The sequence below is a fragment of the Tenacibaculum sp. 190524A05c genome (assembly GCF_964036595.1).
Lineage (GTDB): Bacteria > Bacteroidota > Bacteroidia > Flavobacteriales > Flavobacteriaceae > Polaribacter > Polaribacter platacis.
In genome coordinates, this window is the sequence record NZ_OZ038523.1 from 3,875,096 (window position 1) to 3,891,794 (window position 16,699).

At 31.4% G+C, this 16,699-nt stretch carries 13 protein-coding genes; 6 read left to right on the plus strand and 7 right to left on the minus strand.

Annotated features, from left to right (window positions below):
- Positions 1-3: 3 nt before the first annotated feature.
- The 4 genes from holA to ABNT61_RS17435 all read left to right on the plus strand — a co-directional run bounded on the left by holA (position 4) and on the right by ABNT61_RS17435 (position 3,325).
- Positions 4-1,005: a DNA polymerase III subunit delta gene (gene holA, locus ABNT61_RS17420; RefSeq protein WP_348744144.1), complete on the plus strand. Its 1,002-nt coding sequence runs from the start codon at positions 4-6 to the stop codon at positions 1,003-1,005.
- A gap of 26 nt (positions 1,006-1,031) precedes the next feature.
- A complete protein-coding gene (locus ABNT61_RS17425) occupies positions 1,032-1,484 on the plus strand; it encodes a DUF1569 domain-containing protein (RefSeq protein ID WP_348744145.1) in 453 nt (150 codons plus the stop codon).
- 58 nt (positions 1,485-1,542) lie between these two features.
- Positions 1,543-2,463 (plus strand): SRPBCC family protein, encoded by a 921-nt coding sequence (locus ABNT61_RS17430; protein WP_348744146.1) that lies wholly within the window; start codon positions 1,543-1,545, stop codon positions 2,461-2,463.
- A gap of 61 nt (positions 2,464-2,524) precedes the next feature.
- Entirely contained in the window at positions 2,525-3,325 is an 801-nt protein-coding gene (locus ABNT61_RS17435; RefSeq protein ID WP_348744147.1) for a DNA alkylation repair protein, read from the plus strand.
- 87 nt (positions 3,326-3,412) lie between these two features.
- On the opposite strand, the gene ABNT61_RS17440 is transcribed toward ABNT61_RS17435, so the two are convergent.
- From ABNT61_RS17440 to ABNT61_RS17470, 7 genes are all read right to left on the minus strand, one after another.
- The gene (locus ABNT61_RS17440) at positions 3,413-3,775 is read right to left on the minus strand and encodes a DUF1304 domain-containing protein (protein WP_348744148.1); all 363 of its coding nucleotides are present in this window, start codon (positions 3,773-3,775) and stop codon (positions 3,413-3,415) included.
- A 73-nt stretch (positions 3,776-3,848) separates the two neighbouring features.
- The gene (locus ABNT61_RS17445; protein ID WP_348744149.1) at positions 3,849-4,889 is read right to left on the minus strand and encodes a M28 family metallopeptidase; all 1,041 of its coding nucleotides are present in this window, start codon (positions 4,887-4,889) and stop codon (positions 3,849-3,851) included.
- A 71-nt stretch (positions 4,890-4,960) separates the two neighbouring features.
- Positions 4,961-5,761 carry an ABC transporter ATP-binding protein gene (locus ABNT61_RS17450; RefSeq protein ID WP_348713675.1) on the minus strand — a complete coding sequence of 267 codons (801 nt, stop codon included), beginning with the start codon at positions 5,759-5,761 and terminating at the stop codon, positions 4,961-4,963.
- 12 nt (positions 5,762-5,773) lie between these two features.
- A complete protein-coding gene (locus tag ABNT61_RS17455; protein WP_348744150.1) occupies positions 5,774-6,805 on the minus strand; it encodes an iron ABC transporter permease in 1,032 nt (343 codons plus the stop codon).
- A 19-nt stretch (positions 6,806-6,824) separates the two neighbouring features.
- Complete coding sequence (locus tag ABNT61_RS17460; protein ID WP_348744151.1) at positions 6,825-7,412, minus strand: non-canonical purine NTP diphosphatase; 588 nt, start codon at positions 7,410-7,412, stop codon at positions 6,825-6,827.
- A 102-nt stretch (positions 7,413-7,514) separates the two neighbouring features.
- Positions 7,515-11,009 (minus strand): VIT domain-containing protein, encoded by a 3,495-nt coding sequence (locus tag ABNT61_RS17465; RefSeq protein WP_348744152.1) that lies wholly within the window; start codon positions 11,007-11,009, stop codon positions 7,515-7,517.
- A gap of 630 nt (positions 11,010-11,639) precedes the next feature.
- Entirely contained in the window at positions 11,640-12,410 is a 771-nt protein-coding gene (locus ABNT61_RS17470) for a LexA family transcriptional regulator (protein ID WP_348744153.1), read from the minus strand.
- Between the two features lie 51 nt (positions 12,411-12,461).
- On the opposite strand from ABNT61_RS17470, the gene ABNT61_RS17475 reads away from it, so the two are divergent.
- Together ABNT61_RS17475 and dinB are read left to right on the plus strand one after the other, a co-directional pair.
- On the plus strand, positions 12,462-15,455 hold the full coding sequence (locus tag ABNT61_RS17475) for a DNA polymerase III subunit alpha (RefSeq protein WP_348744154.1): 2,994 nt from the start codon (positions 12,462-12,464) through the stop codon (positions 15,453-15,455).
- Positions 15,452-16,669: a DNA polymerase IV gene (gene dinB / locus ABNT61_RS17480; protein WP_348713398.1), complete on the plus strand. Its 1,218-nt coding sequence runs from the start codon at positions 15,452-15,454 to the stop codon at positions 16,667-16,669. The genes ABNT61_RS17475 and dinB overlap by 4 nt, the downstream gene beginning before the upstream one ends.
- The last annotated feature ends 30 nt before the right edge of the window (positions 16,670-16,699 follow it).

Here is a 16,699-nt window from a genome sequence, read left to right on the forward strand (position 1 = left end):
TTAATGAACGACGTTAAGTTAATTGTTGATGATATTAAGCAAGGTAAACTAAAACCTATTTATTTTTTAATGGGAGAGGAGCCTTACTATATTGATAAGATTTCTGATTTTATTGAGGATTCAGTTTTAGATGAGTCTGAAAAAGGATTTAATCAAATTGTAATGTATGGAAGAGATGTATCTGTAGATGAAATTGTTTCTTCTGCGAAGCGATTTCCTATGATGGCAGATCATCAAGTTATAATTGTTAAAGAAGCTCAAGATTTGAGTAGAACAATTGATAAGTTAGAGAGTTATGCAGCCAATCCTCAGCCTTCAACTATTTTAGTTTTTAACTATAAGTATAAGAAACTTGATAAGCGTAAAAAGGTTTATAAAGCTATTGCTAAAAGCGGATTAATTTACGAGAGTAAGAAGTTATATGAGAATCAGGTTGGTGACTGGATTATAAAGGTTTTAAGAGGGAAGAAATATTCGATAGAACCTAAGGCAAGTCAAATGCTAGTTGAATTTTTAGGTACAGACTTAAGTAAAATAAGTAACGAATTGGATAAGTTAACTTCTGTTTTACCAGCAGAGACTATAATTTCTCCAGAACATGTAGAAGAGAATATCGGAATATCTAAGGACTTTAATAATTTTGAGTTGCGTAAAGCAGTTGGAAACAAAGATGTTGTTAAAGCGAATAGAATTATCACTTACTTTAGTCAAAACCCAAAGAGTAATCCGTTGGTAATGACCATTTCGTTATTGAATAGTTTTTTCACACAGATGCTATTATATCATGGATTGAAAGATAAATCCAAAGCTTCTGTCGCAAGAGCGTTAGGAGTAAATCCATATTTTGTTGATGATTACGTTACTGCTGCAAGGAATTATCCGATGCGAAAAGTTTCACAAATCATAGGTGTTTTAAGAGATGCTGATGTAAAGAGTAAAGGTGTAGGAGCAAATCAAACACAAGGAGATATTTTGAAAGAATTAATTTTTAAAATATTACACTAACCAAGAACTATACAAACCGAATTCCAATGAAAAATATTTTCACCAAAGAAGTTACAGACGAAGTTGTAGGAAGAATTAATACACTAACTGCAGAGACACAACCGAAATGGGGAAAAATGAATGTGGCTCAAATGTTGGCACATTGTTCGGTTTCTTATGAAGGAGTGTATACTGACAAACATCCTAAACCAAATGGATTCACAAAATTTATCTTAAAGTTATTGGTAAAGAAACAAGTGGTTTCAGAAAAACCTTATCCTAAAAATGGAAGAACTGCTCCGCAGTTTTTAATAACAGATGAACGAGATTTTGAAACTGAGAAGGAACGTTTAATAGAATATATTCTAAAAACTCAGGAATTAGGCGTAACTTATTTTGATGGAAAAGAATCTCATTCTTTTGGAAAGCTTACGAAACAAGAATGGAATAATTTATTTTATAAACATTTGGATCATCATTTAACACAGTTTGGTGTATAAGAGTTTACTTAGGGTATGTAGTTTTTTTATAACTTTATAAAAACTAAATTCTACTACCATGCCTAAAATGAATGTTACCAAAAGCATTACCATTAATGCTCCTCAACAAAAAATAAAAGAATTTTTAGCTGATTTTCACAATTGGAAAAATTGGTCGCCTTGGTTAATTTGTGAGCCTGAGGCTACGATTAACTATGCCGACGATGGAAAGTATTATAAATGGGAAGGAAACAGAGTAGGTAGTGGCGAAATGAAAGTTACAGCTGAGAATGACAATCGAATTGATTATGATTTAACTTTTTTAAAGCCTTGGAAATCGAAAGCAAAAGTTGCTTTTAATTTTAAGGAAGAAGATAGTGAAACAAAGGTGAATTGGACAATGGATAGTTCTTTACCATTCTTTATGTTTTGGATGAAAAAAGCCATGGAGATTTATGTTGGTATGGATTATGACCGTGGACTTAAAATGCTTAAAGAAGAATTGGAAAAAGGAAAGATTGATAGTGCTCTCGAGTTTGTTGGAGATACTAATTTCGAAGGATGTAATTTTATTGGAATCAAAACATCAACACCATTTTCGAAAATAGGAGATGCAATGACGAAAGACTTTTCTGATTTACACGAATATATAAATAAGAACAATATTGAAGCTTCAGGATTACCTTTTTCTGAGTATCAAAAGTTTAATATTCTAAAAGATAAGATTGTTTATGTGGCGGGTGTTCCTACAAATTCTAAACCAGATAATTTGCCAGAGAATTTCTTTTTTGGTTCATTGCCTAAAATGAAAATGCATACTGTTCGTCATAAAGGAACATATGATCATATCGGAAATGCTTGGACAGCTATTATGATGATGGAACGAAATAAAGAGTTTAAGAAAAATAAGAAAGCAGCACCATTAGAGATATATCATAACAGCCCAGAAAATACTGCTCCAGAAGATTTAGTAGCAGATATTAGTATGCCGATTTTATAATATTTTCAACTAATAAATATAAAGGGTAACTTATTGTAGTTGCTCTTCTTTTTACGTAAAAATGATACCAGAATATATATTAAATAGAAAAGGAGCAAGAAGCGCAAAAGATTTAAATCCTGAAGCTATTGAATACTTGAATAAAGGATTGATTGAAACTAAAAATTTAATGGAATGGCTTGCTATCGATCAATTAGCTTTATTAAAATTAGTGCTTAGTGAAATCGGAAAATTTGAATGGTTTTCTGATTTTGAAGCTGCGGTAAATCAACAGAAAAAACCAACTGCAAATAGCAATACAAAAGTTATTGGTCAGAATTTTGGAGTATTAACTCAAAATCAAGAAATATATAAAGTTCTGAAAAATCATACTTCAGATGTAGTGCGTTGTTGGTCGTGTTGGGCGGAAAGTTTGCATTATGATGAGGTTTCAACCTTATTACCTGTGATGCAACAATATACTGCCGATACTCATTTTGGAGTCAGAGAGGTTGTGATATTCGCAACTAAAGAAAGAATGATTGAAGATTTGGATAGAGCAATTTCAATACTAACAAAATGGACAAGTGATGACGATGAAAATATTAGGAGATATGCTGTAGAATCTTTACGTCCCGTTGGAGTTTGGACTAAGAAAATTGCAGAATTTCAAGAAAATCCAGAAAAAGGAATTGGGCTTTTAGAACCTTTGAAATCTGATAATTCTAAATATGTTAGAGATGCTGTAGCAAATTGGTTAAACGATGCGAGTAAATCGAAACCAGATTGGGTTTTAGCTGTTTGCAATCGTTGGGAAAAAGAATCTTCTACGAAAGAAACAGCTTATATTATAAAAAGAGGATTACGAACAATAAATAAGTAGTATAGTCATCGCGAGGAACGAAGCGATCTCTATAATTAGATAAAAGAAAAGATTACTTCAGTCTCAAAGACTTCGTAATGACGGTTTTTATCTTAATAAAACTAAGATTAAAGCGATAATAGCAGGTAATCCTTGAACAAAGAAAATTTTCTTACTAGCAGATAGAGCTCCGTATATTCCTGCCACAGCAACACAGCCTAGAAAGAAGATCGCAACATTAGTTTTCCATTCTACATTTTCAATAAAAAAAGTCCAGATTAATCCAGCTGCTAAAAAGCCGTTGTATAATCCTTGGTTTGCTGCTAAGGTTTTGGTTTTTGGGAATAATTCAGCAGGAAAGTGTTTAAAAACTTTTCTTCCGCGAGTTTCCCAAGCAAACATTTCAAACCATAAAATGTAAATATGAAAAACAGCAATTATTCCAATGAATAGGTTTATAAGTAACTCCATAAGTTGATTAGTTTCTGTTAAAAATAAAAAAAACTCGCAATAAAGCGAGTTTTCAATATATGTTTCTAGTAGTTTACTTTGCTTTTTTGTCTACTACTAAACGATTTTCTCTGTTTGCTACTTCCCAAGCAGTATAGAATACCAAACGTGTTCTGTTCTCTAATAAATTATAATTAATTCTATCAGGAGTATCAGTAGGACGGTGGTAATCTGCATGAGTTCCGTTAAAGTAAAATATTACAGGAATTCCGTGCTTTGCAAAATTGTAGTGATCTGAACGGTAGTAAAAACGATTTGGATCATTTTCATCATTATACTTATAATCTAAATCAATATTCATGTACTTTTTGTTCACTTCTTCAGAAAGTTCATGTAATTCAGTACTTAATTTATCAGAACCAATTAAATACACATAATTAGGATTTCCTTTATGACGAGCATCAATTCTACCAATCATATCAATATTTAAATCAGTAACTGTATTTTCTAGAGGGAAAATAGGATTATCAGTATAATATTTAGATCCTAATAAACCTTTTTCTTCACCTGTAACATGTAAAAATAATATAGAACGTTTTGGTCCGTTACCATCTTCTGCGGCTTTTTTGAATGCTTGAGCAATTTCTAAAACAGCAACAGTTCCAGAACCATCATCATCTGCTCCATTACACACTTCTTCATCCATAAATCCGATATGGTCAAGGTGAGCAGAAATTACTACAATTTCATCCGGTTTTTCTGAACCTTTTATAAAAGCCAATACGTTTTCAGAATCTTTTAATTTCATTCCCATTCTTCTTCTCTTGAAAAAAGAAGCAGGAACATCTTGAAAATAATTATCACCACCTAATGGAGATGCAATTTCTTCATTAATGTAAAAATCTTTTAGATATTTAACGGCTTTCTTTTGTCCAGGTTCACCTGTATTACGACCTTCAAATTCATCTGAAGCATAAACAAATAAATGGTTTCCTAAATCTTTTGCTGTAATTGTTTCTGCGTAGTACGTAGGATCATTTTCTACTTTTTTACTACTGTTTTTTTGAGCTGAGCTTTTGTTTGAAGCACATCCTATAACTGACAATAACAGTGATGTATAAATAATTCTTTTCATAAAAATTGGGCTTGAATTGCGAAGATACTTAATGTATTTTGACTAAATAGATAAAATCAAAAGAATTACGGTTAGTTTTTATTAATTACAAATTGCTGTAATTCTTTATTGAAACTGATAAGTTCTTTCGGGAATAATGAAGAGAAGGCGTTTTGTTTCATCAGTTCTTCAGCGTTTCCGCTGTAAAGTTTTTCATTAGCAATTAACACAAAAGAGTCGGCAAGTTTTAGTGCTAAGTTAACCTCATGTGTTGAAATGATTATGGTTTTTTTAGTGGTTTTAACCAGTTCTTGTAGTAAAGAAAATATCTTATACGTATGATGAATATCTAAATGAGCAGTAGGCTCATCAAGAATAATTAATTCGGTATCTTGAGCTAAAGCACGAGCTATTAGTACTCGTTGTAACTGTCCATCACTTAACTTATAAAAAGGTCTATCTTTCAAATGCAGAACATCCGTGATTTCTAAAGCGTGAAGAATTTTTTTTATGTCTTTTTGAGATAGTTTATCAAGCCAATTTGTGTAAGGCTGTCTACCTAAAGCAACGATTTCAAAAACGGTAAGCTGACTTTGAGGTAAACGTTCCGTTAACACAACACTCATTACTTTAGCTAAATCGTGTTGCGAGTACTCATTTAAGTTTTTTTGATTGATAAAAATATCTCCTTCTAATTTATGCTGAACTTTACTTATGGTTCTCAATAGTGTGGATTTTCCAGCACCATTTTTCCCTAATAAAGCGATAAACTTTCCTTTATTGATGTTGATGTTAATATCATCAATAATTACCTTATTGCTCTTTTTATTAGGATACCCAATAGCTAAATTTTGAGTTTGTAAAACGATATTTTTATGATGTTCTGAAATAATTTACTTTTTGAATTAAACGTATATCTTCTTTTTTCTAACTAATAACCAAATTACAACAGGAGCTCCAAATAATGAAGTAATTGCATTAATTGGTAACGTAAATTCGTTTCCTGGCATTTGCGCTATACTATCACAGATAAGTAAAATAATTCCCCCGACAATTGCTACTGCAGGAAGTAAAATTTTATGATTTGAGGTTTTGAATATCAGCTTGGTAATATGAGGAACTGCTAACCCGACAAATGCAATAGGTCCGGCAAAAGCAGTAATACTTCCCGTTAACAAACTTGTAATTAACAAGATGATTTGTCTACTTTTCTTTGTGTTTATACCTAAACTTTTAGCATAACTTTCTCCTAAAAGAAAACTATTTAATGGTTTTATGGAAAGAAGTACCCCAATGAAGGAGATTCCATAAATTCCTAATAGAATGCATATTTCTAACCAAGTTAAATTTCCTAAACTTCCAAAGCTCCAGAACGCAAACTCTTTAATTTGTTCAGCATCACTAAAATAAGAAAGTACACTAATTAGTGCAGAAGCTAGTGAGCCGAACATCAATCCAATGATTAATATTGACATTGTATTTCTAACTTTTTTAGCTGCAATAATTACAGCAAATAAAACAAAGAAAGAACCAATACTAGCAGCGGCAGGTAAACCCCAGTTTGTTATAGTGGCGTAAGCAACATAATTACCAAGTAAACCCGATCCTAATAAGAAAATAGCAACTCCTAAACTTGCTCCAGAAGAAATTCCCAAAACAAATGGTCCGGCTAGTGGATTACGAAATAAGGTTTGCATTAAAAGACCACACAAGGATAATCCTGAGCCTACCAAAATGGCAGTAATTGTTTTTGGTAAACGGTAATTTATGATAATAGTATTCCAGCTTTCCTTGGTAACTGTACCACCAAAAATACTATTGATAATATCTTTTAGAGGAATGGAAACAGAACCTATACTTACATTAATCATGGCGGTTAAGAGTAACAAGACTCCTAATACCACAAAATATTTAGTATATGTTTGTTTTTTTTCCATACAATCTTACTTGAAGAGTTTAGTTGGTTGGCTGATATGTTTTTAGAAAGTCAATTAATTTTTGAATGGCTAATCCTCTATGGCTAATTTCATTTTTAGCCTCAGAACTCATTTCCGCAAATGATTTGTTGTATCCTTCAGGTTGAAAGATTGGATCATATCCAAATCCTTTTTCTCCTTTTTTTTCGGTTAAAATTTCTCCTTTGCAAATTCCGTCAAAAAGAAATTGTTTGCCATCAAGGTTTAAACAGATTGAAGTTCTAAAATGAGCTTTCCTATCAACGGTTTCACCTAGGCTAGAAAGTAATTTTTGCATATTATTTTCTGCATTTGCAGGCTCTCCTGCATAACGTGCAGAATATACGCCAGGTTCTCCGTTTAAGGCATGAACTTCCAAACCAGTATCATCTGCAAAACAATTGAAATTATAGTTATTCGTAATATGGTTTGCTTTGATTTGTGCATTGCCTTCTAAAGTAGTAGCTGTTTCCTCAATATCTTCGAAGCAACCAATCTCTTTTAGAGATAATAATTCTATAGATTCAGGTAGCATTTCCTGAACTTCTTTTAATTTGTTTTGATTGTTGGTTGCAAAAACTAGTTTCATAGAGTATTGGTAAAGCAACAAAAGTAAGCTATTGTTAGAGAAAACAAAAAGATGTACCGAAGTACATCTTTTCCTATTGACAAATATTAATAACTCTAAGAGTTATTTGAAGAACAAACTTCCAACTTCAATATAATCGTCTTGTTTATCTAGTTTTACAGTAAGAGTTTCTTTCTTTTCATTTCTTTTACCGTAGTTCATGTACATGGATACTTTCAATATTGTTGGTCCAGATATTTTTTGAACATTATCAGCAAAGTAATCGATCATAATTTTGTATTTTCCTTTGATGGCTTTTTTTAGCATATATTGTTCAGGTCCATATCCTTCTGTCATATCATCTGACATGAAACTACCAATAGTTGTTTCTTTGTTATTATAATATGCTTTCTCATTATTTGGATCAATTACCCATAAATCAATATCAGTATCGTTATGATTCCAGTCGACAACAATTCTTATATCTACAGGTAATGGTTTAAAGAATTTTTTCTGATGCCTGTTTAGTTTTAACTTATTTCCGTGCTTGTTTACTAATCTTGTAAGCTCAACAAAAGCGATGGATTCAATTCCATAAAACCGTTCATCAGTATCTTTTGATAGAAGCTCACCGTTGTATATTTTGAAGAGTAAATCAAAACTTTTCTGATAATCACCTGCAAATTCATAAGCTAAGGCTAAATCTCTGTAAGATTGAGGTTCTTCAGGTCTTAATTCAAGAACTTTTTTGTACATTTTTTTAGCTAAATCATATTCTTTAAAATATTCCAATTTATAGGCTAAAGCTTTGATGAGTTCGTAGTTGTCAAGATCAATTTCTATTAAATTTGTCAATATTTGAATAGCTAATTTTCTAGATCCTTTTTTATCGAAAAAATCTGCTACATCAATAAAAAACATAGGGCTGTTTGAATAAATAGACCTTATTTTTAAGTATTTACGGTATGCTGCTGCAATTGAGTTTTCTTTTTTAAGAATTTCTAAATAAGGAGTGTTATTATCCCATGCTTTTAATTCAATTTTATCTTCAATAAGTTTATTTAGAGATTCAATTTCTTCTGAATTTATTTCTAATCCTTTTTTTGTGATAAAAATTACAACTCCATTTACAGCTCTACTGCCGTATATTTTAACTGCTTCGGCAGGTTTGTATACTTGCACACTGCTAACCTCTGAAGGTTTCAAAGATCTTATTGGATTTGAACTTACAATTTTACCATCTAGTATAAATAATGGTTGCTCATTTGTAATGTTTCCAATATCTCCTATTCTAATAGGTTTTTCTTCTGTATTTGAATTATTCACCTTAATCCCAGATGCTTCTCCTGCAAGTGCTATAGCAACGGATGTGTTAGTAATGCTTTTTCTAACAGATGTCCCATATCCAACAACAACAACTTCATCTAGTAGGTTATCACTTTCCAATTGTGTATTAATATTATTAGATGCGCCAATTACTTTTTCTTGAGTTTTTAGTCCTACAAAAGAGTAAATAAGAATGTCACCAGCTTTTGCATTAATAGCGTATTTACCATCAAAGTCAGTTTCTGTTCCTTGTGTAGTTCCTTTAATTAAAACACTAACACCAGGTAATGGTCCAGATTCATCACTTATTACACCTGAAATAACATTCTTAGAATAATCAACATTTAAGTTTGTAGAGCTTTCATTAGTGGTGGTTGGTGTATTAGAGCTCGTATTTTGACTATTTGTGTTTGATGTATTTGAGGTATTGTTATTGTTTGTTGTATTTATGTTTGAGTTTGTTCTGTCTGTATTTGTTTCGTTGTAGAGAACTCTATTCGTTACTTCACGACTGGTTACTTCTCGAGTTGTATTTTTATGATTTTTCTTTTTGAATGAAAAACGTTTGTTATGCCATTCGATGATATCTTCATAATCCTCAAAAATTTCTTCTTTTCTATCTAAAATATCTTGATTTTCAATTTTGTCATATTCGAACTGGGCAGCTAACATTTTTTTGTATTGTGCTCTCAATTCTTTAGGAGGTTCAATTTTGTAGCGAACATAATCTTCAATTCTATCTAAGATTAACATTGATGTATAATCTGTAATTAAATGATATTGTTTGGATAAAGAAATTATTTCGTTTCTATTATTTTCCTTTTTAATATTGAGATGATTTAGTTTTTCTTTAGCCCATAATCTTTTGACTTGATTGGATTTTTTAGAATCATTGAGATTGATTGGTATGGTTTTACTTACCTGTCCTTGAAATCCGAATTGCAACTCAATTGGAGTTGCGGATTTAAATCTTCCAGAAATTACAAAATCATCAGTTATATTAACCGAACCTTTTGGGTATACTTCACTTATCTTATCATTAGTTTTATAACCTAGAAATTGTAATCTTTCTTCCTGTAATAATGTAAGAGCTGATGTATCTGTTTGTTTTCTTAGGTTAATGTAAATACCTCCGTTTTTTGTTGCGATAGTATTCAGATAAAAATGATTTGCAGAGGTTAATGAATTTATAGTATAGATTGTTTTTTTATGTAGACTTTCTAAGTCCCCTAGATTCGCTAATCCGTCTGTAAAAAGTAATACTTCATTGGCGTCTAATTTGAGGTTTTTTAAAGACTCTAAATTCGTTCCTCCATCATAAGTTAATGAAGTAATTGTACTTTTTAATTGTTCCCAATTTCCGTTAGAAATTTGAAATTTTTCCTTTTTATTGATAGTGCTATTAAATGTTATGAAATGTATTTCTACATTTTGTAAATAGTTGATGTAGTTTTCTAAAAGTTGAAGTTCCTTTTTTAAGTTTTTGAACTTCATAGAATATGATACATCCCAAAGCAGACTAACTTTTGTGGGTTTTGTCTTTTTTCTATGTTCGCTTTTTACCGCAATATTGCTGTAGAAATAATCTTCGTAAATAAATGTATTTGCAACAGTGTTTTTAGTATTTGTCAATACTATTTTAATTGGGTTTTTAGGTATGAAATTTTGTTGAGATGTTGAAATTCTTGTTGTTTTAGTGTTAGTTTTTATATTGAACTTAGAAATTGATTTACAGGTAACAATAGGTTTAAAACTATTGTCTGTTACTTCAATATCAACGGAAAAGTTGTTAATAGAATCGGTTATCCCCAGAGGTAGCTCATATAATAAGTTATTGTGAGTACGAGTTAATTTCTCTTCATAAGTTAACACAACTCTTTTGTGACTTTTTGGAAAAATTGGATAAACTCTTGCTTTGTAATTATTACCAGCTGTTTTTTCTAATAGTACGGGATCGATATTTTGCCTAACGGTGGTTTCATATGCTACTCTGGCAAGTTCTTTTTCAATAATTACTGCTTCACGTAACGAACCATTTAAATCCATGGCAAGTTTATATACAGATTGTCCTTGACCTAAAGGAAAAGCTAACTCTCCTTCTAATGTTCTGTTATGACCATTGTAAAAAGTCATATCGTAAGTAGTGAAAGCAGAGTTACCTGTGATATTAACTTTAATTTTAAGATCCGATAGTTTGAGGTCTTTGTCTTTTTCTATTGCTATTTTAGGGACATTTTGGGAAAATATTTTACAACTCAGTAAGAGAAGAGTAATGAGTATTGTTTTTTTCATAACAAACGTTTTTAAGTTTCAGTAAAACTCAATATTTATTACAAAAAATAAAACAGATAATGAGTGTATTGCTCTTTTTGATGAGTGAAGTTTTTAAAGAAGTAGATTGTATTGTTATACCTAATAATTAAAATACACCTGTTTTTCTTTCGATTAGTTTATGATTACCATCATACCTTAATATCAAATTAGCATTGGATTCTAAATCAACAAACCCTAATTCGGTCATATTATTTAAGGACTTGTATTTATATAAAACTACGCCTTTATGTTGCCTTTCTAGTGAGGTGTTTATATCGAATTTAAAATTGAGCTTAAGAAAATTAATGCTTTGGTTACATCTATTTTTGATGATGAACGATAGATCGTTTTTTAAACTTAGATTATGGTATATGTAAAAAATCCTAGTTCTTCTTTTACAGATTTTATAGTAGTCTTGAAATTCGTGAGAAAGTATAGCGTGTTTTATTGTTTGTTCATAAGTGTCGGTAGTCTTATTACAAGAACTAAGTACTACGCATCCAACTAAAAATATCAAAAGCCTTATGTTTTTAAAAAAAGACTGCTTTATGTATAACATGTGTTTAGTTTTATGATTTATTCATTTATATAACACAAAAAAGCAAGTAATTATTTCAACTCAGCTAAAGACTTTAATTCAACACCCAATTGGGTAAGCATAGCAGCGATACTACTAATTTTTAAATCCTTTTCATCGTATTCTTGGGTATTAATACTACAAGTAAATTCCCATAATTCTACAACTTCAGTTATAGGTACATTATACGATTCGTAATTTTTATTATCAGGAACAAGCAATAAAGAATTGCTTTCTTCTATTTTGTTATACACACGTTTGTAGGTCATTCCATCATTTTTAGTAACGATGATATATGAAGTACCATCTTTAACATCGGTGATATCTTCTACGAAATTCGCAACAACATAAGAACCATCTTTCATAGGATGCATAGAATCTCCTTTAATAGGAAACGCTCTGTGTTTTCCTGTAGGTAAAAAAGGAAGTTTTATTTTTTGAAGTTGTTCGATATATTCAGGATCGTCATAACCTAATAAATATCCAGCGGAAGCTTCTGTAGGAACAACTTCAATCATGTTGTCATTTGCACTGTCAACTGCGATAGGAAAGAGTACACGTTGATTTCCAATTTCTATAAATGAGGTATCGGTAGCATAAGTCAAATCATTTTTAACCAATATATCTATAGGTAAGTTGAAATAACTAGAGAAGTTGATTAATGTTTCTATTGGAGGTTCAGAACGACCTTCTTCATAGGAAGAAACCCTAGATCTTGTAATTAATAAATCCTCAGCAAATTGCTCCTGAGTTAACTTTTTTAACCGACGTAAATGACGAATGTTTTTTGCTATATTTTTCATTTGCTACAAATATAAGCAATCTCTGCTACAAATTGTATGTAATTTTGCAATATGTTTTTAAATTGTCACACATATTACAGTTTACGTTATGGTTCAATAGCTATAGAAGAACTTTTAGAACTTGCTAGAAGTTTTAATATTAGTACGTTATCGTTAACTGATATCAACAATACTTCTGCTTGTTTAGAGTTTTTAAGAACAGCTTCTAAGTATGGTGTGAAGCCTGTTGTTGGTGTAGATTTTCGTAATGGAGCTAACCAAGAATTTGTGCTTATTGCGAAAAACAATACTGGCTTTGAAAACATAAATGCATATTTATCTGAGTTTTTACATCAGGATACATATCAGATTCCACAGCGTTCTAAATTAATGCAAGATGTTTATGTGGTTTACCCTTTTCAGAAGAACATCGATTTTGAGTTATTACCGAATGAATTTATTGGCATTTCGTATCAAGAATTAGCAAAACTTCCTTTTTCTAAATGGAAAAATAAGTTAGATAAATTGGTGGTATTACACACCGTAAGTTTTCAGAATAAAAAAGGATTTAATACACATAGATTATTAAGAGCGATTGATAATAATGAATTATTAAGTCGGTTACATGAATCTGAACAAGGTGAACTATGGCATCAATTTGTTTCAGAAGAAACGATAGAGAAATACTTTGAACATTATCCAGATATAATTTCGAATACTAAAGATCTACTGAGTAGTTGTAATGTGGTGTTTGATTTTTCTGGAGAAGTACCCAATAATCAAAAATCATATACGGCCAATGAAGCTTTGGATTATAAACTTCTTGAAAAGTTAAGCTATCGAGGTTTAGAGTATCGCTATCCTAAAGCTGACGAAAAAGTGTATGTACGAATTAAAAAAGAATTGGAGATTATTAAGGAGAAAGGTTTTGTTTCATACTTTTTAATTAATTGGAAGATTTTAAAATACGCTCGATCTAAAGGGTACTTTTATGTGGGAAGAGGAAGTGGAGCCAATAGTATTATCGCCTATTTACTTCGAATTACAGATGTAGATCCTATAGAATTGGATTTGTATTTTGAGCGTTTTATCAATCTATATAGAAAAAATCCTCCCGATTTTGATATTGATTTCTCATGGCAAGACCGTGATGATATTACCAACTTTATTTTCAAAAGATTTCCGAACACTGCTTTAATTACCGTTTATAATACGTTTAAATATAGAGCGGCGATAAGAGAATTGGGAAAAGTGTTTGGTTTGCCCAAAAGTGAAATAGATGTATTGTCATCTGGAACTTATAATTATCAAACGTTAGATAAGTTATCTCAACTTGTTGTTATTTACAGTAAATTCATTCAAGGTTTTCCAAACTATTTAGGAATTCATGCAGGAGGAATTTTAATTTCCGAAAAACCAATTCATCATTATTGCGGAACTTTTTTACCTCCAAAAGGATTTGCGACTACTCAAATAGATATGGTAATCGCTGAAGATATCGGATTGTATAAGTTTGATATTTTAAGTCAGAGAGGATTAGGAAAAATTAAAGATGCAGTTGGAATTGTTGCGAAGAATCATGCAGATTTACCTCCAATAGATATTCATAACATAGCAAAGTTTAAAGAAGACCTTAGAATCAAATACTTGCTTAAAAATGCTAAAGCTATAGGTTGTTTTTATGTAGAATCACCAGCCATGCGAATGTTGTTGAAAAAATTACAAGTAGACAACTATTTGGGTTTGGTGGCAGCGAGTTCTGTAATTCGACCAGGAGTAGCACAATCAGGAATGATGCGAGAATATATTTTACGTTTCCGTTATCCTGAAAGAAGAAAAGACGCTCATCCTGTACTGCTAGATATCATGCCAGAAACATACGGAGTTATGGTGTATCAAGAAGATGTAATTAAAGTAGCGCATTATTTTGGCGGATTAACTTTAGGTGAAGCCGATATGCTCAGACGAGGTATGTCTGGTAAATTCAGATCTAGAGATGAGTTTTTAAAAGTAAAAGAACAATTTTTTTCTAATTGTAGAAATACAGGAAAAGATTTGAATTTCACTCAGGAAGTTTGGCGACAAATAGAAAGTTTTGCAGGCTATGCTTTTGCCAAAGGACATTCGGCTTCTTATGCTGTAGAAAGTTATCAAAGTTTGTACTTGAAAGCTTATTTTCCATTAGAATATATGGTGGCAACGATTAATAATTCTGGTGGTTTTTATAGTGTTGAGCTGTACATTCACGAAGCGCGGTTACATGGTGGAAATATTTTAGCTCCTTGTGTTAATCATAGTGAGTATATAGCTGTTATTGAAGGAAAAGATATTTATCTAGGTTTTATGTTTTTGCAATCTTTTGAAACAAAAACTGCAATTAAAATTATTAATGAAAGAATTAATAATGGACGTTTTTTATCACTAGATGATTTCATTGAACGTGTACCAATTTCTATTGAACAGATTACCATTTTAATTAAAATTGATGCTTTTCGTGACTTCGGAAAACACAAACGTGAGTTGTTATGGGAAGCGCATATGAAAATTAATAAAGTAACTTTTGATGAGTTCAATATTTCACTTTTTCAAGTAGAGCGAGCTGCATATGAAATTCCCAAATTAACATCTACTCAATTAGAAAATGCTTTTGATGAAATTGAACTGTTAGGATTTCCACTTTCAAATCCGTTTAATCTTTTGGTAGATAAGAACCTGAGTGCTTTCCGAATGAAAAACCTTGTGAATTACATTGGAAAAATAATTGTGATAGAAGGATATTTAGTAACTGTGAAAAAGACAAAAACATCTAAAGGAAAGCAAATGTTTTTCGGAACTTTTTTAGATGTAGATGGTGATTTTATAGACTCGGTACATTTTCCTCCAGTAGCGCAAAAATATCCTTTTAGAGGAAAAGGAATTTATAGAATTACAGGAAAGGTTATGGAAGAGTTTGATTGTATTACTGTAGAAACAACAATGATGGAAAGGCTTGCTATTGTTGAAGATCCCCGATATGCCGATAGTAGAAAAGCACAAAGACCTAAACCTAAAAAAAGAGTGTCATGAATACAAACAGATCAATAGTACATATGGATTTAGATACATTCTTTGTTTCATGTGAACGATTGTTAGATAGTAAATTGAATGGAAAACCCGTATTAATTGGCGGAACTTCCGATAGAGGAGTAGTGGCTTCATGTAGTTATGAAGCAAGAACGTTTGGAATTCATTCAGCAATGCCAATGCGAATGGCAAAGCAATTATGTCCGGAAGCAATTATTATTAGAGGAAATTCTCATATATATTCGAAGTATTCTGATTTGGTAACCGAAGTAATTAAAGATTCGGTGCCGTTGTATGAGAAAACTTCGGTAGATGAATTTTATATTGATCTTACGGGAATGGATAAGTTTTTTGGTTGTCATACATTGGCTTCTGAATTGCGTCAAAAAATTATACGAGAAACAGGATTACCCATTTCTTTTGGACATTCCGTTAACAAAACGGTTTCTAAAATTGCGACAGGAGAAGCAAAACCTAATAATCAAATTCGAATTGAAAAAGGAACTGAAAAACCTTTTTTATCTCCACTTTCTGTGAAGAAAATTCCAATGGTAGGAGAGGTTACCTACAAATCGTTATGTGATTTAGGAATTAAAAAGATTAGAACCATACAGGAAATGCCATTAGAAATGATGGCGAAAGTATTTGGTAAAAACGGAGTTTCTATCTGGAAAAAAGCAAATGGAATTGATAACAGTCCGGTTATTCAGTACCATGAAAGAAAATCGATTTCTACGGAGCGAACTTTTGATAGAGATACTACGGATGTGCGAAAGCTAGAAAGTATTATTGTGGCTATTGCAGAGAATTTAGCATTTCAATTGCGAAGAGGAAATAAATTGACGTCCTGTATTACGTTTAAAATTCGTTATTCCGACTTTCAAACCTATACGCAACAACAACGAATTCCGTATAGTGCGGCCGATCATAAAATAATTCCTGTTGTAAAAGAATTGTACAAGAAGTTATACAAACGAAGAATGTTAGTTCGTTTAATTGGAGTTCGGTTTTCGCATTTGGTTGAAGGCGGACATCAAATTGACTTGTTTGATGATGACGAGAAGATTCTAAATTTATACACAGCCATGGATAAATTAAGAGAACGTTATGGAGACAGAGCCGTAATGCGAGCAAAAGGAATGGAAGCAAAGAGTATTGCGCGATGGAATCCTTTTAATGGAAATCCGCCACCATTATTAGCGAATAGGAGGAGGTGAATTATTAAGAAAATAAAAAATCTCGGAAAA